This window comes from Minwuia thermotolerans (assembly GCF_002924445.1).
GTDB classification, from domain to species: Bacteria; Pseudomonadota; Alphaproteobacteria; order Minwuiales; family Minwuiaceae; genus Minwuia; species Minwuia thermotolerans.
On record NZ_PIGG01000031.1, the window covers coordinates 521883 to 538701 of the forward strand.

Below are 16819 nucleotides of genomic sequence, written 5' to 3' on the forward strand. Positions count from 1 at the left end.
AATGAGAATCAGGAGAACAAAGGCGGAGCAACCGCCCCGGCTGAAACTGCACGCGATCGATCCGGACGACCTGCGCGTCGTCGCGGCGGCGCTGGCCAGCGCCACGGTCAAGCGTGGCGATATGGGACTGGACCGGACGGCGCGGCGCTTCGCCTTCGTGTGCAACCGCTTCCGCTGGGAAGACACCGAATTTCCCGGTGACCGCGGCGGCAGCCGCATCCGCGCCGGCGTGCAGTTCAACGATGTCGAGAATGTCAGCGCGCTCGGCCTCGCCGACGCGGATCCCGAGACCGTGCTGGAACTGCTCAATATCGAGGCCGAGGTCACCGATCCGCCGGCCGCGGTGCTGGAACTCCAGTTCGCGGGCGGCGCGGCGCTGAAGCTGGACGCCGGGTGCATCGACGTGCTGGTGGACGATATGGGCCGTGCTTGGTATACGCCCAACCGCCCGAGCCATGAGACGGAGAACGGCGACGGCGACTGATCAAGAGAACGCCATGAACGCCGCCGCGCGCCAAGCAGAACCGATCGTTCTGGCCCTGCCGAAGGGCCGCATCCTGAAGGAGGCGATGCCGCTGGTGCGCGCCGCCGGCATAGAGCCGGAAGCGGCCTTCGACGATCCCGACAGCCGCCAGCTTACCTTCCGCACCAATCACGACCACATCTCCATCATCCGCGTCCGCTCCTTCGACGTGGCGACCTTCGTCGCTTTCGGCGCCGCCCATCTCGGCGTCGCCGGCAACGATGTGCTGATGGAGTTCGACTATTCGGACATCTACGCGCCGCTCGACCTCGGCATCGGCTATTGCCGGATGGCGGTCGCCGAGCCGGCGGAGCTTTCGAAGACCGACGATCCCTCGCGCTGGTCCCATGTCCGTGTCGCGACCAAGTACCCGAACATCACCCAGCGCCATTTCGCCCGCCGCGGCGTCCAGGCCGAGTGCATCAAGCTGAACGGCGCCATGGAGCTGGCGCCCTCGCTGGGCCTGTGCCGCCGCATCGTCGATCTGGTTTCGACCGGCTCGACGCTGAAGGCCAACGGCCTGGTCGAGGTGGAGCAGATCGCCGACATCACGTCGCGGCTGATCGTAAACCGCACCGCGCTGAAGACGCGGCCGGCGGAGATCCACGGCTGGATCAACAGCTTCAGGAGCGCGGTCGATGCCAAGGCGGCTTGACGGCGGCGCGGCGTCCTTCGAGTCGGATTTCCGCGCGTTGCTCGACGACAAGCGGGAAACCGCCGCCGATGTCGACGACACGGTGCGGGCGATCATCGCCGACGTGCGCACGCGCGGCGACCTGGCGCTGATCGACTACACGGCGCGTTTCGACCGGGTGCAGTTCACCCCGAGCCGGTTCCGCATCGGCGCGGACGAGATCGAGGCCGCCAAAGCCGATTGCGAACCGGACACGCTGGCGGCGATGAAACTTGCGGCAACGCGTATCGCCGCCTTCCACGAGCGCCAGCTGCCCGCCGACGACCGTGTGGTCGACGCCGCCGGGGTGGAGCTCGGCGCGCGCTGGACCGCCATCGGAGCGGTCGGCCTCTACGTGCCGGGCGGCCTCGCCGCCTATCCCTCGTCGGTGCTGATGAACGCGGTCCCCGCGAAGGTGGCGGGCGTGGAGCGCATCGCCATGACCGTGCCGACGCCGGACGGCGTCATCAATCCGCTGGTGATTGCGGCGGCCGAGCATGCCGGCGTGACCGAGATCTACCGCCTGGGCGGCGCGCAGGCGATCGCGGCGCTGGCCTATGGCACCGAAACGATCGCAGCCGTGGACAAGATCGTCGGCCCCGGCAACGCCTATGTGGCCGCAGCCAAGCGCCAGGTCTTCGGCGCCGTCGGCATCGACATGATCGCCGGGCCATCCGAGATCCTGGTGGTTGCCGACGGCGAGAACGATCCGGCCTGGATCGCGGCCGACCTGCTGTCGCAATCCGAACACGACGAATCCGCCCAGGCCATCCTGATCACCGACGACAGGGCGTTCGCCGACGATGTCGCAGCGGCGGTCGAGCGCCATCTCGCGACCCTGCCCCGCGCCGCGATCGCACGGTCGAGCTGGGAGACTCATGGCGCCATCATCGTTCTCGATACGCTCGACGATGCGCCGGCGCTGGTCGACCGGATCGCGCCGGAACACCTGGAACTGGCGGTGAACGACCCGGAGGCGATGATGGCGCGCGTGCGGAACGCCGGCGCCATCTTCCTGGGCCGGCACACGCCGGAAGCCATCGGCGACTACGTGGCCGGGCCCAATCACGTGTTGCCGACCGCGCGCAGCGCCCGCTTCTCCTCCGGTCTCAACGTGCTGGACTTCATGAAGCGGACCACCTTCGTGCGCTGCGACGCCGCCAGCCTGAGCGAAATCGGCCCGGCGGCGGCGACGCTGGCCGACGCCGAGGGGCTGCCGGCACACGCGCTCTCCGTCCGCATCCGCATGAACCGGTGACGGAGACATGACGAGCGCAGACAGGATCTCGGCCATCACGCTCGACGAGAAGTCGATCAAGAGCTGGGGTCCGGACGTCGACCATGAACGCAAGGTGGCGATCTTCGACCTGATCGAGGAGAACAGCTTCGCGCCTCTGGGCGAGGAGTTTCACGGTCCCTTCGCGGTCCATCTGAAGATCGAGGACAACCGCCTGGCCATCGAGATCGCGGGCGAGGACGGCAAGGCCCAGGGCCGGGTGGTGCTGGCGCTGTCGCCCTTCCGGCGGATCGTCCGCGACTATTTCAAGATCTGCGAGAGCTATTTCGCGGCCATCAAGACGGCCACGCCCTCGCGTATCGAGTCGATCGACATGGGCCGCCGCGGCGTCCACAACGAGGGATCGGAACTGCTGCAGGAGCGGCTGAAGGACAAGATCGAGATCGACTTCGACACGGCGCGCCGGCTGTTCACGCTGATCTGCGTGCTGCACATCCGGACATAGGGCGGGCCGTTGGAGGTACCCGGGGCCGTCCTCTTCGCCTGTACAGAGAACAGCGTGCGCTCTCCCATGGCCGAGGGCCTGCTGAAACAGCTCATGGGCCACCAGATCTACGTCGATTCCTGCGGCGTGCGCGCCAAGGAGGTCGACGGTTTCTCGATCGCGGTGATGGACGAACTGGGCATCGACATCTCCGGCCACCGCGCCAAGAGCTTCGACGATCTGGAGGACACCTTCTTCGACGTCATCATCTCACTCTCGCCCGAGGCGCAGCACAAGGCGATCGAGTTGACCCGAACAATGGCCTGCGACGTCGAATACTGGCCGACGCTGGACCCGAGCCTGATCGAGGGCAGCCGCGAAGCGCGTCTCGCTGCCTGGCGCCAGGTCCGCGATCAGCTTCGCAAGCGAATCATCGAGCGCTTCAGCCCCGGTCCCGCACCGCAGGTTTGAGCCCGCGGCATTTGCGGTTAAGCTCGCCGCACCAGGGGAGGAAACCGGAATGCCGACGATCGATGCGGATCGGCTGACCGCGTTCGTGGCCGCCATGGCCCGCGCAGGCGGGTCCGACGAACGCGAAGCAGGGCTGATCGCCACCAATCTTGTCGAGGCCAATCTGAAGGGCCACGACAGCCACGGCATCGGCATGATGCCGACATATGCCAACGCGCTGCAGTTCGGAAAGCTGACCGCGAACCAGCACGTCTCGGTGGTGCGCGACGACGGTTCGATCCTGCTGCTGGATGGCAATGCCGGTTATGGCCAGGTCATCGGCGGCGAGGCCATGGCGATGGCCATCGCCCGGGCGCGTGACACCGGCCTGTGTCTGATGAGCCTGCGCAACACCCACCATCTGGGCCGGATCGGCGCCTGGGGCGAACTGGCCGCCGACGCCGGCCTGATCTCCATTCACTGGGTCAACGGCATCACGCGAATGCCGCTGGTGGCGCCCTGGGGCGGCTCCGACGCCCGCTACACCACCAACCCCTATTGCACCGCGATCCCCGAGACGCCCGATCACCCGCGCATCGTCTTCGACATGGCGACGACCAAGGTGGCCATGGGCAAGGTCCGCGTCGCCCACAACAAGGGCGAGCAGATGCCGCCCGACTGCCTGATCGACCGCCGTGGCGAGATGACCACCGATCCGGGCGTGATGTTCGAGGAGCCGACCGGCGCACTGATGTCTGTGGGTCAGCACAAGGGCTACGGCCTGGCGCTGATCTGCGAGGTTCTGGCCGGCGCGCTCTCCGGCGGCGGCGCCTTCCTGCCGGACCGCTCGGACGGGCACTCGATCATCAACAACATGCTGACCATCGTCGTCGACCCGGCGCGGCTGGGCGAGCGCGGCGCCTTCCTTACCGAGATCGACGCCTTCATCCGCTACGTGAAGGCTTCGCCGGCCGCCGCATGGGCAGATGAGGTGATGGTGCCGGGCGATCCGGAACGCAAGTCGGAAGCGAAACGCCGCGCCGGCGGCATCCCCGTCGACGAGACGACCTGGGAAGAGATGATTGCCGCCGCGGTCCAGCTCGGCATGACCGAGGCGCAGGCGCGTGCCTATGAGGCCTGAATCAGAAGATTCCGCCGCCGGGCGTGCGCTCCGACGGCCTGGGATCGTGCGAGCTCCTGGTGCGGCACCGTTCGTATTCCGGGGTGCCGGGCGTGGCCCGGGAAAGATCGCACTTTGCGCCGCCGATGCGCTCGGCGCCCGTGTCCACGATCTCGCAGGCGGCGAGGCCCGCGCCCGCGAGGGCGGCGAAGCCGATTCGAATGACGGCGGTCCTGATCATGGACCCGGTTTTAGGATTTCGGACAACTGAGGTCGAGTGAAATGAATGACAACATTGCCCCACGCCGGGTGACCTGCCGCTCCCATGACGGGCTGACCCTCGTGGGCGACGCCTACGGACCCGAAGACGGCCCGCCGGTCCTGTTCCTGCACGGCGGCGGGCAGACCCGCCACAGCTGGGGCGGCACCGCCGAGACCATGGCCGCGCATGGCTGGCTGGCCGTCACCGCCGACCACAGGGGCCACGGCGACAGCGACTGGTCGGCGGACGGGAACTACAGCTATGACGACATCGGATCGGACGTGCGCGCCTGGAGCGGCCTGTTCGATACGCCGCCAGTGGTCATCGGCGCCTCGCTGGGCGGCCTGGGCGCCATGATCGGTCTGGGCTTCGAGCCCCGCGTCGACGCCCGCGCTCTCGTGCTGGTCGACATCGCGCCGAAGATGGAGGCCCGCGGCGCCGATCGCATCCTTGCCTTCATGCGCGCCAACATGGAGGAAGGCTTCGCCAGCCTGGAGGAGGCCGCCGAGGCGGTCGCCGGCTATACGCCCGAGCGCCGGCGCGCCGTCGATCTCAACTCGATCCGCAAGAACCTGCGCGAACGCCAGGGCCGCTGGTACTGGCACTGGGACCCGCAGACCATCCGCGACCGGTCGAGCGCCGACAACAAGCGGATGGAGGGCGTGCTTTCGGAGGCGGTGCGCCGGATGGAGTGCCCGATCCTGCTGATCCGGGGGCGGTTCTCCGACGTCATCAGCCCGGAGGCGATCGATCACCTGCGCGCCATCCGGCCCGACGCCGGCTTCGTCGACGTCGCCGGTGCGGGACATATGGTGGCCGGCGACCGGAATGATGTATTTACCGATGCAGTCATCGGCTTCCTGGAGGAGCGCGAGATCATGCAATCGGGGAGAACGGCCCATGGCGGCTGAGCCGAAGATCGTCACGGCGGCGCTGATCATCATCGGCAACGAGATCCTGTCCGGCCGGACCAAGGACAAGAACATGGGCTTCATCGCCGAGCGGCTGACCGAGCTCGGCGTGCGGATGATGGAGGCGCGGGTGGTCGCCGACATCGAGGCCGAAATCGTGGATGCCGTGAATTCGCTGCGCGCGCGCTACGACTACGTCTTCACGACCGGCGGCATCGGCCCGACCCATGACGACATTACCGCCGACGCCATCGCGAAAGCCTTCGGCGTGGGCATCTCCGAACACCCCGATGCAGTCGCCCTGCTCAGCGCGCGCTACAGGAATCCGGCCGACTTCACGGCGGCGCGGCGGCGCATGACCCGCGTGCCCCATGGCGGGGTGCTGGTCGAAAACCCGGTCAGCACGGCGCCGGGCTTCCGCGTCGAGAACGTCTATGTCTTCGCCGGCATCCCGGTGGTCATGCAGGCGATGTTCGAAAGCATCGCCCACGAACTCGTGGGCGGCGACCCGCTGCTCAGCCGCGCGGTCAGCGCCTACCTGCCCGAGGGCGTGATCGCCGCCCCCCTGGCCGAGATCGAGAAGGCCCATCCCGGCATCGAGGCGGGCTCCTACCCGTTCCAGCGCGACGGTCGTTTCGGCTCCTCGCTGGTGCTGCGCTCGACTGACGCGGCGCTGCTCGACCGGGCCACCGACGCGCTGAAATCGATGATCGTCGAACTGGGCGGCGAGCCGATGGAAGTCTGAAACATGGCGGCGACGCCTCTGACGCCATGAGCCTCGATATCGCCGACCGGGACCGCTTCGTGCGGGCCAACACCGCGCTTCTGCCCGCGCCCCTGGTGCCGGAAATAGAGCTGCACCTCGCAACCGAGGCCCTGCCGCTCTGGCAGATGACCGAGGAGGCCATGGCCGAAGCCGGACTGCCGCCGCCCTACTGGGCCTTTGCCTGGGCCGGGGGTCAGGCGCTGGCGCGCTATGTTCTGGACAACCCGGAGATCGTCGCCGGCAGGCGGGTGATCGATTTCGCCGCCGGGTCGGGCCTGGTCGCGATCGCCGCCGCCATGGCCGGCGCGTCGATGATCGCCGCCAACGATATCGACCCCTTCAGCCATGTCGCCATGCGGCTCAACGCCCGTGCGAACGGCGTCGCCATCGACGTCTTGGAGACCGACATCGTCGGCGAACCGCTCGCCGGCTTCGATCTCGTGCTCGCCGCGGACATCTGTTACGAACAGCCGACAAGCGGGCGCGTCGAGACCTGGTTCCGCCAGCTCAGCGCCGGCGGTATGCCGGTCCTGATGGGTGACCCCGGGCGCAGCTTCCGGCCGAAATCCGGCCTGGAGAAACTGGCCCACTACGCGGTTCCAACGACGCGCGAACTGGAAGACAATGATGTCCGCTCCACGGATGTCTGGCGGTTTGTTCAATGAGTGTCATTGCCGACGCACGCGCCGACAACTGGGTCGACCGGCACGCGCCGGACTGGGCCAAGCCCTATCTGAAACTGGCGCGTTTCGACCGGCCGGTCGGTACCTGGCTGCTGCTCTGGCCCTGCTGGTGGTCGATCTGGCTGGCGCGGCCGGTGCTCGACCTGGAAACGCTCCGGCTGTTCGTCCTCTTCGGTGTCGGCGCCGTGGTCATGCGCGGTGCGGGCTGCACCATCAACGACATCGCCGACCGGAACTTCGACGGGCGTGTGGAGCGCACACGGCACCGCCCCATCCCCTCGGGCCAGGTCAGCGTGACAGGGGCGGCCATCTGGATGGGCGCGCTCTGCCTCGTCGGGCTGGCGATCCTGCTGCAGCTCTCTCCCCTGGCGATCTGGCTGGGCGTCGGCTCGCTGGGGCTGGTCGCGATCTATCCGTTCATGAAGCGCGTCACCTACTGGCCGCAGATCTGGCTCGGCCTCACCTTCAACTGGGGCGCGCTGATGGGCTGGGCGGCGGCCAGCGGCGAACTCGGCCTCGCACCGGCCTTCCTCTACATCGGGGGCATCTGCTGGACACTTGGCTACGACACCATCTACGCCCACCAGGACAAGGAGGACGACGCCCTGATCGGGGTCAAGTCCTCGGCCCTGAAGCTCGGGAGCAAGACGCGGCCGGCGCTCGCCGTGTTCTATGTCGGCGCCGTCGTGTTCTGGGGTCTGGCGGCGCGGGAAGCCGGCTTCTCCCACTGGTTCCTGCTGCCCTTCGCGCTGGTGATCGGCCAGTTCGGCTGGCAGGTGGCCCGGGTGCTGCTCGACGACCGCGAGGACTGCCTTCGGAAGTTCAAATCGAATATCCTGCTCGGCGCGGTGATGATGGCCGCGCTGATCGTCGGAGGGCTGGCGGCATGATCCCCGGTCTGCCCGAGCTTCCCGCAATCGGCGTCGGCTCCTACGCCGTGCCGGGCTGGTTCATCGTCGCCCAGCGGCAGGCCCGCGAAGGCGTTCTGGGACCTCACGACATGGAAGAAGCCACCAACGACGCCGTGCGCGTGGTGGTGCAGGACCAGATCGAGGCCGGCTTCGACGTGATCTCCGACGGCGAGGTCCGCCGCCAGCGTTTCGTCTACGAGATGTTCCAGCACATGGAGGGCCTGACCCGCGTACCGGCGACGCGGCGGCTCGGCATCGCCGGCTACGATCAGGCGCCGGGCTTCGTCGCCGGCGAGCGGATCGCCGCGCCGGACGGACTCGGCCTCGGCGCCGAACTCGCCTTCCTGAAGGACATCGCGGCCGGGCGGCCGGTGAAGATGGCCCTGCCCGGCCCGCTGACCTTCGCCATGCGCATCGATCCGGGGCCCCGCGATGCGGCGGTGGTGCTGGACGAGATCGTCGCGATCCTGACCGCCGAGATCAGGGCGCTGGCGGCTGCCGGAGCGGACATCTTCCAGCTCGACGAACCGGCGCTGCCGCATCCGCCGCTGGGCCTCACCCATGCCGAGGCGGCCGCGGCGATCAATCGCGTGCTTGCGGCCTTCGACGGCTACAGGGCGGTGCATGTCTGTTTCGGCAACAACGCCGGCCGGCCGTTCGCGGACCGGCGCTTCGGGCGGCTGATGGACGCGATGACCGCGCTGGACGCCGACCAGCTCGTACTCGAGTTCGCCAATCGGGAGATGGCGGAAGTCGAATTGCTGGCGGACCTGCAGGAAAGTTTCGAGATCGCCGCCGGCGTCGTGGACGTGAAGAATTTCCACCTGGAGACGCCGGAAGACGTCGCACGGCGGCTGGAGACGGTGCTGCGTCACGTGCCGATGGCGCGCCTCAGCGCCACCTCCGACTGCGGATTTTCCGCTCTGCCCCGCTATATCGCACGCCAGAAGGCGTCCGTCCTGGTCGCCGGCGCGCGCCTGCTGCGTGGTGACTGACGTCGCCGACGCGGCGTTCATCTTGTTTAATATTCATGGTTAACAGAAGAAATCGGCCAAAATTGCCGACAATTTTATCTTTTACACTTTATTTACCATAATAATTGGCTTATCTTCTTACCACCATGCGCATCGAAGGTGGTTCATATCCCCTCGCCCTCCGGGGCCCGCGCGCACCGGCCCGTGAAGAGCCGCAGGCGGTCGATGGCGTATTCGAGGCGCGCGGCTGGCGATTGCCGCCTCCGCCGCACAATCCGGCGACCGGGGATGAACCCGCAGGCTTCGCCGAGGCCCTGATGAACGTCGCGGTCGGGCCCCGTTCGATCCACCGGACGGCATTGCTGTTCGAGGTTCAGCGCATCGCCCAGGGCGAAGCCGGCGTTCCGGCGCGGGCCGATGCGGCGACGGACGCCACGCTCGCCTACCGGGACTCTCTGGACCGCAACGCCCTGCCGCGGCGGCGCGGTCTTCTCTCGTCCCAGGCTCGGGCGATCCGCATCTGACGCAGCGGCCACGCCGCGGCCAGCGCATTTTCCACAGCCGACCCATGCAACGCCCACCGGCTTCCGGCGGCTTGACGATCTTCCCATGATCAAGCATGCTCTACTCAACAGTAACGATCAAAAACCAGGGAGTAGAGACGCATGCAGGTCGGCATGGGCGTGATTTTCCAGAATCCCGGAAAGGAGCGCAGCGACAACGACGTCTATCGCGCCGACATGGCGCTGGCGGAGATGGCGGAGCCCCTGGGTTTCGATTCCGTCTGGACAGTCGAGCACCATTTCACCGACTACACCATGTGTCCCGACCCGACCATGTTCCTGAGTTACATGGCCGGCCACTCCAAGACGATCGGCATCGGCTCCATGGTCGTCGTGCTGCCCTGGCACGATCCGCTGCGCGCCGCCGAACAGATCTCGATGCTCGACAACATGTCGGGCGGCCGCATGATCCTCGGGATCGGCCGCGGCGCCGGCAAGGTCGAGTTCGACGGCTTCCGGCTGGACATGGGCGAGAGCCGCGAACGCTTCGTCGAGGCCGCCGAGATGGTGCTGGACGCGCTGGAGACCGGCAAGGCCAGCTATGACGGCAAGCACTACAAACAGCCCGAAGTCGAGATCCGGCCCAATCCGTTCAAGAGCTTCAAGGGCCGCACCTACGCCGCCGCGGTCAGCCCGGAATCGGCGCGCATCATGGCCCGGCTTGGCGTCGGCATCCTGATCATCCCGCAGAAGCCCTGGGCCCACGTGAAGACCGAACTGGACGAGTACCGGACGATCTTCCGCGAGGTGAACGGCGAGGACGCCCCCGCCCCTATCGCCGGCGGCTGGGTGTTCTGCGACGAAAACCCCGACCGCGCCTACGAGCAGGCGCTGCAGTACATCGGCGGCTACTGGAAGACGGTCATGGACCACTACCAGTTCGACGGCGAGCACATGCAGAACATGAAGGGCTACGAGTACTACGCCAAGTTCCGCGAGAACCTGCTCAAGGCCGGCCCGGACGGGGCCACGGAGTTCTTCATGAACCTCCAGGTCTGGGGCACGCCGGAGATGTGCTACGAAAAGATCCTCAAGACCGCCGACATGATCGGCGCTGACGGATTCAACGGCGTCTTTTCCTACGCCGGCATGCCGCACGATGAATCGGTGCGGAACGCGACGTTGTTCGCGGAAAAGGTCATGCCGGAACTCAAGAAGATCGGTCCCGCCGCAGAGCGGCTCAAGAACGCCGCCTGAGGGCGCCGGGACCTATACAGCTTCCGCTGGGCCGACTGGGGAGGAGGCCTTGTCCGGGGAGGACGCGCGGCCGGAGAGCAATCTCCGGCCGCGTTCTCTTTTGACGGCGGGCGAAATGGCGCAAGATGCGTCCGGCCCGGCGAGAACAATGGGGAGGACCGGACATGAGACTGAGACAGATCGCCTTCGCGGCGCGGGACCTGGCGCCCGCGGAAGACGCCCTTCTGGATGTGCTTGGCCTGGAAACCGGCTACCGCGATCCGGGCGTGGGTGAGTTCGGACTGCACAATGCGGTGATTCCCGTCGGCGGCAACTTCCTGGAGATCGTTGCGCCGACCAGGGACGATACCGCCGCCGGGCGTTACATGGACCGCCGCGGCGGCGACTGCGGCTACATGGCCATCTTCCAGTGCACTGACGCGTCCGGCGCGCGCGCGCGCGCCGACAAGCTGGGTATCCGCGCCGTCTGGCGACATGACGAGACGGGCACCTGCGCCACGCACTTCCATCCCGTCGACATGGGCGGAGCCATCGTCTCCGTCGACAGTTTCGAGGCCGCGCCGGACGTGAACGAGGAATACGCCTACTGGAAATGGGCCGGGCCGGCATGGAAGGACCATGTCGACACCTCCCTGACCCGCCGCATGACGGGTCTGGAAATGGCCCACCCCGATCCGGCGCGCCAGGCCTCCACCTGGTCGGCGCTGCTGGAGCTGCCGGCCCGCGCGGTCGACGAGGACGGATTCGACATCGAGACCGGCGATGGCGGCCAGCTCCGCTTCCGCCGGACCGGCGACAATGAACAACCCGGCATTCGCGCGCTCGATTTCGAGATGACCGACGGCGGCGAGGCGCTGAAACGCGCCGGCGCACGCGGCCTGCCGCGCGGCTCCGCCGGAGACGGCATCGGTTGGTTCGACCTGATGCAGGTACGCTTCAATCTGAAGCACGCCGGCTGAACGCCACGAAGAACAGAGGGAAACTGGGATGACCGATCATCTGCTGGTCGAGAGGAAGGGCGGCGTCGCCGTCATGACCATGAACCGGCCGGACCGCCTGAATGCGCTGTCGGGCGAGATGCTGGACGCGCTGGTCGCCAACGCCCGCGCCTTCGCAGCGGACCCGGAGGTTCGCTGCGTGGTGATCACCGGCGCGGGCCGCGGCTTCTGCGCCGGCGGCGATGTCAAATCCATGGCCGAGGGCAAGGAATTCGCTGACGACTCGATCCAGGGCAAGGCCAACGCGCTGCGCGAGAAGATGGAAATCTCCAGGCTGCTGCACGAGATGCCCAAACCGACCATCGCCATGGTGCGCGGGCCCCTTGCCGGCGCCGGCATGTCGATCGCGCTCGCCTGCGACCTGCGCATTGCCTCGGACACGCTGAAGTTCACCACGGCCTTCGCCAATGTCGGCTATTCGGGCGACTTCGGCGGCAGCTATTTCCTGAGCCACCTTGTCGGCACGGCGAAGGCGCGCGAACTCTATTTCACCGCCGAGAAGCTGGACGCGCAGCAGGCGCTGGCCCTCGGCATCGTCAACCGGGTCGTACCCGACAGCGAGCTGGAAACGGCGACGATGGAGCTGGCCCAGCGTCTGGCCTCCGGCCCCTCGGTCGCCTTCGCCTACATGAAGCGCAACATGAACGCCGCGGAGAACGAACCGCTGGCGCGCTGCTTCGACATGGAGGCCCTGCACCACACCCTCGCCGGCCAGACCGAGGACCACAAGGCGGCAGCGCAGGCCTTCGTGGAAAAACGGACGCCGGTCTTCAAGGGGCGCTGAGTCCCGGCCACACGAGTCCACGGAAAAAACAAGGGGACGGTCCCCTCAGGGACCGTCCCCTTTCCCGTTCGCCTCGAGGCCGCAGTCAGGCCGCGAGATTGATGTCGGCGGCGGCCACGGCATCGCCCTGGACCTCGGCGATTACCGTGTAGCCGGCCACGTTCACGTCTGCGTCGTGGATCAGGTGGGTGCCGTCGAAGACGAAGGTCTCACCCGAGCCCACGCCGGAATTGGTGCCGTCATAGGCGCCGTCGCTGAAGGCCAGGTTGTTTGTCGTGAAGTCACCGCCCGAAAACTCGAAGCGGTCGACGCCCGTCTGGAAGTCGGTCACCAGGTCCACCGACACCTCCGCCTGTCCGACCGTGACGTCAGCCCCGACGGCCACGCCATCGGCAGCCGCCTCATACTGGAAGAAGTCGCCGCCCGCGCCGCCGGTCATGGTGTCCACACCCGTGCCGCCGATCAGGTCGTCCGCACCGTCGCCACCGACGATCGAGTCATTGCCGTTGCCGCCGACAAGGAAGTCGTCGCCGGCATTGCCCGTCAGCGTGTCGTCGCCGTCGACGCCGGCCAGGACGTCCGCCGACGCGCCGCCGGTCAGGGCGTCATTGCCCGAGGTGCCGATCTGGATCGCGAAGATCGCATCGACAAACTGGATCTCCTCGATGTCGTTCGAGAGGGTATCGGCGCCTTCGCCGCCGACAGTGTCGGTCAGCACCGCGCCGCTGCCGTCGTTGACGAAGATAACGTCGAAGTTGTCCTCACTGCCGGTATAGACCGCCCGGTCGATGTCGGCGCCGCCGGAGAGGGCATCGCCGCCGGCGCCGCCCTGCAGCGTATCGTTCCCGCCGCCGCCGGAGAGGCTGTCATCGCCATCGCCGCCTTGCAGATTGTCGCCGCCCTCGTCGCCGAAGATCGTGTCGTTGCCGCCGGCGCCCTGGAGCACGTTGTTGCCGACATTGCCCGACATCGTGTTGTCGGAGGCATTGCCGACGCCGTCGATATTGTCGGTCCCGACCAGTTCCAGCACCTCGATATTGTCGTCCATCGAAACGCCGATGGAACTCTGGATCGTGTCGGTGCCGCCATTGGCCTGCTCGACGATGGTGTCGTCGAACTGGGACGTGATGGCGTCGATGGAACCCTGCAAATCGGAGTCGAGGCTGGTGAAATAGGTAAAGGTGACGCTACCGCCGATGGTCAGCGTCCCGCCCTCGAAGGTGATGGCGATGGCCTGATCGGCCGTCTGGGTGAAACCTTCGGCCTGAGGAATATCGAACGCCACATCCGCAAAGGCGTCACGATTGGAGAAGCCGAAGGTACTGACCCGCGCGCGCGCGTCGTCGGCCAGGAAGAAGATCGGCACGTCGGTGATCTGACCGGTGGCGCTGACGATGGCCAGGTTGTCGTTGCCGCCATCGCCCGGCTGATTGACGATGTCATTCACCGTCGTGAAGCTACCGTTGAGATCGGCGTCCTGATCGGGATCGAAGCTGCGCATGTAGCGGACATTGTCGATCACCGAGTTGCCGACATTGGTCAGCGTCACCGTGTTGCGGAAGAACTTGTCGTTCTCGGTGAAGGACACGATCTGCTCGACCTCGACCTGGCCGTCGCCGGTGGTGCCCGTCCAGCGCGCCGACAACGTCGAGCCCGAACTGAGATCGGCGACCGAGACGTTCTGGTTGACCTCGAAATCACCGACGCGCTCGGCGTTGGTGAAATTGGACTCGGCGCCGCCCACATCGATGCCGATGGTGAAGCTCTCCTCTGGCGTGCCCGGCAGGAAGAAGTCTCCTGTCAGCGGCGCGTTACCGATGTCGAAGCCGTCGTCGTCGACGTTCATGCCGATGCCATTGCCGTCAAACACCGGATGGAACCCCGCCGGGGCGGCATTTGCAGTGCCGAAGGAGCCCCCACCGGAGATCCCCACCGCGAGGAACGTGCCTTCCAGGAAAATATCGTCGTCAACGGTGGCGCTCTGCAACGCCAGCCCGCCGAAGCCGAATTCCTCGCCGCCTTCGACGCCGCCGCGCTCACCGGCGCCGCTGACATCGCCGATCTGATAGAGGTCGTCGCCGTCGCCGCCGATCAGCGTGTCGGCGCCGCCTTCGCCATTGAGGGTGTCGTTGCCGGCCCCGCCTGAGAGCACGTTGGCCTCGGCATCGCCGCGCAGGCTGTCGCCGAAGGCCGAACCCGTGACGTTCTCGATGCCGGTCAGAGCGTCCGTCGCGCCGCCGCCATCGGTCGCCGTGCCGGCCGTGAGATCGACCGCGACGCCCTGCGCCTCGCCTGAATAGTCGACGAGGTCGGTGCCGTCGCCGCCATCCATGGAATCCGCGCCCGCGCCGCCGACCAGCGTGTCGTCGCCAGCGCCGCCGTTCAGCACGTTGGCGCCGCCGTCGCCGGTGATCGCGTCGCCGAAGCCGGAACCGACGACGTTCTCGATATCGACCAGCGAGTCGGAGCCGCCGTCGCCGTCATTGCTGGCGGTCCCGGCGCCGAGGTCGACAATGGCCGCGCCCGCGGCCTGGGAATAGTCGGCGATGTCCGTGCCAATGCCGCCATTCAGGGTATCGACGCCCGCCCCGCCCCGGAGCGTGTCATCGCCGCCCGCGCCGTTGATCGCGTCGTTGCCGCCGCCGCCGGAAAGGATATTGCCGGTGGCGCTGCCGGTAATGGAGTCGCTGAAAGCCGAACCCTCGACGTTCTCCACGCCGATCAGCGAATCGCTGTCGCCGAACTCGTCTGTCGCCGTCCCTTCGGCGAGATCGACCACCGCGCCGCTGCCGCCGCCATAGGTGAAGGCCGCCGTATCGCTGCCCGTGCCGCCGTCGATGGTGTCGTCGCCCGGCCCGCCGTCGAAGGTGTCATCGCCATCGCCGGCGATGATCACGTCGTCGCCCGAACCGCCGAAGATGGTGTCGTTGCCGGCGCTGCCGTCGATCTGGTCATTGCCAGCGCCGCCGACCAGATTGTCGTTGCCGGCGCCGCCCTGAACGGTGTCGTTGCCACCCTGGGAGTCGACACTGTCGTCGCCCTCGAGCGCATCGATGTTGTCGTCGCCCGCCGTGCCGGTCAGCGTGTCGTTGCCGGCGGTGCCGACATTGTTGTTCTCCACGACGACTTCCTCGTCGTCGTTATCGTCCGACGGCCCGGCCGTCGGCGACGTGGAAGCCCCGCCGCCGCCGCCGCCACTGTCCGTGGTCGCCGTATTGGCGTTCTCGACCAGATCCTCGAATTCCTCGCCGTCGTCGGAGTCCTCGTCGCCCGCGGCCTCGTCGGCGCCGCTGACGTTGAGCTTGGCGTCGCCGCCACCGCCGCCATCCGGCGCGCCGCCGTCTTCGCGGTCGTCGTCGCCGCCGTCGTCATCCTGCTGGCCGCGCTGCACATCCGATGTCGGTGGCAGGAAGTCCAGCGCGTTGCCGTACTTCTGATTGACTTCCTCCGGACTGTAGATCCGCGGGGCGCTGAGCGGCTGGAACTGACTGCTGGTCGACGTGCCCTCATAGGCCTGGGTGAGCAGAACCCCGCCCGCCTGGTTGGAGACGAAGACGGAACCCGTCTGGCCGTTGTCGTCGGGCAGATTGACGACTTCCGATTCCTCGCCCTCCTGCGCGCCCTGGCCGGTCACGTAGGTGCCGCGGATACCGATGGTCAGCACCGGGGTCTTGACCTGCAGCGCGTCGTCGCCGCTCTGGGCGACCTGGCCGGAGACAAACGAGAAGGAACCCTGCAGGACGTTCATCACTGCGCTGCCGGTGCCGGCGCTCGGATCATAGACGAAATCGTCGATGACCATGCGGGCGTCCTGGCCGATCGAGAAGGTGGTGTCGTCATTGAAACGCAGGCCGCAGGCGCCACCCGCGGCAGTCTCGATCACGTCGTCCTGATAGACCGGATCGCCTGCGGACAGCTCGACGCGGCTGCCATCGGTGCGGGTGGCGACGACCACGCCATCGACCGCTTCCACCACGCCGATGGGATTGCCGAGACCGGCGCCGAGCTGCGCCAGACCGCCCGCCCTGGGCCCGGCGAGCAGCTCGGCCAGGTGGCCGGCGATCTGCGCGCCGTTGAGCGTGTATAGGTCGGGCGGCGTCTCTGTGCCGAAAAAGTCGACGATCAGGATCTTCGTGCCGTCCTTGCCCTGAAGGATCAGGTCGGAACCGGCGCGCACGAAGTCGGCGGTGAGCAGCAGCGCGCCGTGATCGATCACCAGCGCATTCTGGCCCGCCGCGTTGAGCACCTCGGCGAACTGTCCCTGGGGGGCCTCCTCGCCGAAG

17 protein-coding genes are annotated in these 16819 nt (G+C 67.3%); 15 read left to right on the plus strand and 2 right to left on the minus strand.

Annotated elements, in window-relative coordinates; genetic code table 11:
* Position 1 precedes the first annotated feature (1 nt).
* From CWC60_RS10355 to CWC60_RS10380, 6 genes are read left to right on the plus strand one after another with little or no spacing between them, the layout of a single operon-like run.
* Positions 2-484, plus strand: coding sequence for a DUF2948 family protein (locus tag CWC60_RS10355; RefSeq protein WP_109793896.1), 483 nt, complete (start codon positions 2-4; stop codon positions 482-484).
* A gap of 13 nt (positions 485-497) precedes the next feature.
* A complete protein-coding gene (gene hisG / locus CWC60_RS10360) occupies positions 498-1178 on the plus strand; it encodes an ATP phosphoribosyltransferase (RefSeq protein ID WP_109793897.1) in 681 nt (226 codons plus the stop codon).
* A complete protein-coding gene (gene hisD, locus CWC60_RS10365; RefSeq protein ID WP_109793898.1) occupies positions 1162-2454 on the plus strand; it encodes a histidinol dehydrogenase in 1293 nt (430 codons plus the stop codon). The genes hisG and hisD overlap by 17 nt, the downstream gene beginning before the upstream one ends.
* 7 nt (positions 2455-2461) lie before the next feature.
* Positions 2462-2938, plus strand: coding sequence for a UPF0262 family protein (locus CWC60_RS10370; RefSeq protein ID WP_109793899.1), 477 nt, complete (start codon positions 2462-2464; stop codon positions 2936-2938).
* A gap of 9 nt (positions 2939-2947) precedes the next feature.
* Positions 2948-3388, plus strand: coding sequence for an arsenate-mycothiol transferase ArsC (locus tag CWC60_RS10375; RefSeq protein WP_277422322.1), 441 nt, complete (start codon positions 2948-2950; stop codon positions 3386-3388).
* Between the two features lie 49 nt (positions 3389-3437).
* A complete protein-coding gene (locus CWC60_RS10380) occupies positions 3438-4508 on the plus strand; it encodes a malate/lactate/ureidoglycolate dehydrogenase (RefSeq protein WP_109793901.1) in 1071 nt (356 codons plus the stop codon).
* A gap of 1 nt (position 4509) precedes the next feature.
* Here CWC60_RS10380 and CWC60_RS10385 read toward each other — a convergent pair whose 3' ends face one another.
* Positions 4510-4728 carry a hypothetical protein gene (locus CWC60_RS10385; RefSeq protein WP_109793902.1) on the minus strand — a complete coding sequence of 73 codons (219 nt, stop codon included), beginning with the start codon at positions 4726-4728 and terminating at the stop codon, positions 4510-4512.
* Between the two features lie 41 nt (positions 4729-4769).
* Here CWC60_RS10385 and CWC60_RS10390 point away from each other — a divergent pair, with 41 nt between their 5' ends.
* The 9 genes from CWC60_RS10390 to CWC60_RS10430 all read left to right on the plus strand — a co-directional run bounded on the left by CWC60_RS10390 (position 4770) and on the right by CWC60_RS10430 (position 12536).
* Positions 4770-5660: an alpha/beta fold hydrolase gene (locus CWC60_RS10390; RefSeq protein WP_109793903.1), complete on the plus strand. Its 891-nt coding sequence runs from the start codon at positions 4770-4772 to the stop codon at positions 5658-5660.
* A complete protein-coding gene (locus tag CWC60_RS10395) occupies positions 5650-6405 on the plus strand; it encodes a competence/damage-inducible protein A (RefSeq protein WP_109793904.1) in 756 nt (251 codons plus the stop codon). The genes CWC60_RS10390 and CWC60_RS10395 overlap by 11 nt, the downstream gene beginning before the upstream one ends.
* 26 nt (positions 6406-6431) lie before the next feature.
* Positions 6432-7091, plus strand: coding sequence for a class I SAM-dependent methyltransferase (locus tag CWC60_RS10400; RefSeq protein ID WP_109793905.1), 660 nt, complete (start codon positions 6432-6434; stop codon positions 7089-7091).
* On the plus strand, positions 7088-7999 hold the full coding sequence (gene ubiA, locus CWC60_RS10405; protein WP_109793906.1) for a 4-hydroxybenzoate octaprenyltransferase: 912 nt from the start codon (positions 7088-7090) through the stop codon (positions 7997-7999). Before CWC60_RS10400 ends, ubiA begins: the two co-directional genes overlap by 4 nt.
* Positions 7996-9015: a cobalamin-independent methionine synthase II family protein gene (locus tag CWC60_RS10410; protein ID WP_109793907.1), complete on the plus strand. Its 1020-nt coding sequence runs from the start codon at positions 7996-7998 to the stop codon at positions 9013-9015. The genes ubiA and CWC60_RS10410 overlap by 4 nt, the downstream gene beginning before the upstream one ends.
* 296 nt (positions 9016-9311) lie before the next feature.
* Entirely contained in the window at positions 9312-9518 is a 207-nt protein-coding gene (locus tag CWC60_RS23245; RefSeq protein ID WP_125182761.1) for a hypothetical protein, read from the plus strand.
* 141 nt (positions 9519-9659) lie between these two features.
* Positions 9660-10754, plus strand: a complete 1095-nt coding sequence (locus tag CWC60_RS10420) for an LLM class flavin-dependent oxidoreductase (RefSeq protein WP_109793909.1) — start codon at positions 9660-9662, stop codon at positions 10752-10754.
* Between the two features lie 164 nt (positions 10755-10918).
* Complete coding sequence (locus CWC60_RS10425) at positions 10919-11713, plus strand: VOC family protein (protein ID WP_164516477.1); 795 nt, start codon at positions 10919-10921, stop codon at positions 11711-11713.
* Between the two features lie 28 nt (positions 11714-11741).
* On the plus strand, positions 11742-12536 hold the full coding sequence (locus tag CWC60_RS10430) for an enoyl-CoA hydratase (protein ID WP_109793911.1): 795 nt from the start codon (positions 11742-11744) through the stop codon (positions 12534-12536).
* An 85-nt stretch (positions 12537-12621) separates the two neighbouring features.
* Here CWC60_RS10430 and CWC60_RS24275 read toward each other — a convergent pair.
* A partial coding sequence (locus CWC60_RS24275) for a FecR domain-containing protein (RefSeq protein ID WP_109793912.1) occupies positions 12622-16819 on the minus strand: 4198 nt, incomplete at its 5' end.

Excerpts from the sequence above, each read along its gene's own strand:
- CWC60_RS10390 (WP_109793903.1), top strand. The coding sequence starts at position 4,770 with ATGAATGACAACATTGCCCCACGCCGGGTGACCTGCCGCTCCCATGAC.
- ubiA (WP_109793906.1), top strand. The coding sequence starts at position 7,088 with ATGAGTGTCATTGCCGACGCACGCGCCGACAACTGGGTCGACCGGCAC.
- CWC60_RS10380 (WP_109793901.1), top strand. The coding sequence starts at position 3,438 with ATGCCGACGATCGATGCGGATCGGCTGACCGCGTTCGTGGCCGCCATG.
- hisD (WP_109793898.1), top strand. The coding sequence starts at position 1,162 with ATGCCAAGGCGGCTTGACGGCGGCGCGGCGTCCTTCGAGTCGGATTTC.
- CWC60_RS10430 (WP_109793911.1), top strand. The coding sequence starts at position 11,742 with ATGACCGATCATCTGCTGGTCGAGAGGAAGGGCGGCGTCGCCGTCATG.
- CWC60_RS10425 (WP_164516477.1), top strand. The coding sequence starts at position 10,919 with ATGAGACTGAGACAGATCGCCTTCGCGGCGCGGGACCTGGCGCCCGCG.
- CWC60_RS10370 (WP_109793899.1), top strand. The coding sequence starts at position 2,462 with ATGACGAGCGCAGACAGGATCTCGGCCATCACGCTCGACGAGAAGTCG.
- hisG (WP_109793897.1), top strand. The coding sequence starts at position 498 with ATGAACGCCGCCGCGCGCCAAGCAGAACCGATCGTTCTGGCCCTGCCG.
- CWC60_RS10410 (WP_109793907.1), top strand. The coding sequence starts at position 7,996 with ATGATCCCCGGTCTGCCCGAGCTTCCCGCAATCGGCGTCGGCTCCTAC.
- CWC60_RS10420 (WP_109793909.1), top strand. The coding sequence starts at position 9,660 with ATGCAGGTCGGCATGGGCGTGATTTTCCAGAATCCCGGAAAGGAGCGC.
- CWC60_RS10400 (WP_109793905.1), top strand. The coding sequence starts at position 6,432 with ATGAGCCTCGATATCGCCGACCGGGACCGCTTCGTGCGGGCCAACACC.
- CWC60_RS10395 (WP_109793904.1), top strand. The coding sequence starts at position 5,650 with ATGGCGGCTGAGCCGAAGATCGTCACGGCGGCGCTGATCATCATCGGC.
- CWC60_RS10385 (WP_109793902.1), bottom strand. The coding sequence starts at position 4,728 with ATGATCAGGACCGCCGTCATTCGAATCGGCTTCGCCGCCCTCGCGGGC.
- CWC60_RS10355 (WP_109793896.1), top strand. The coding sequence starts at position 2 with ATGAGAATCAGGAGAACAAAGGCGGAGCAACCGCCCCGGCTGAAACTG.
- CWC60_RS23245 (WP_125182761.1), top strand. The coding sequence starts at position 9,312 with ATGAACGTCGCGGTCGGGCCCCGTTCGATCCACCGGACGGCATTGCTG.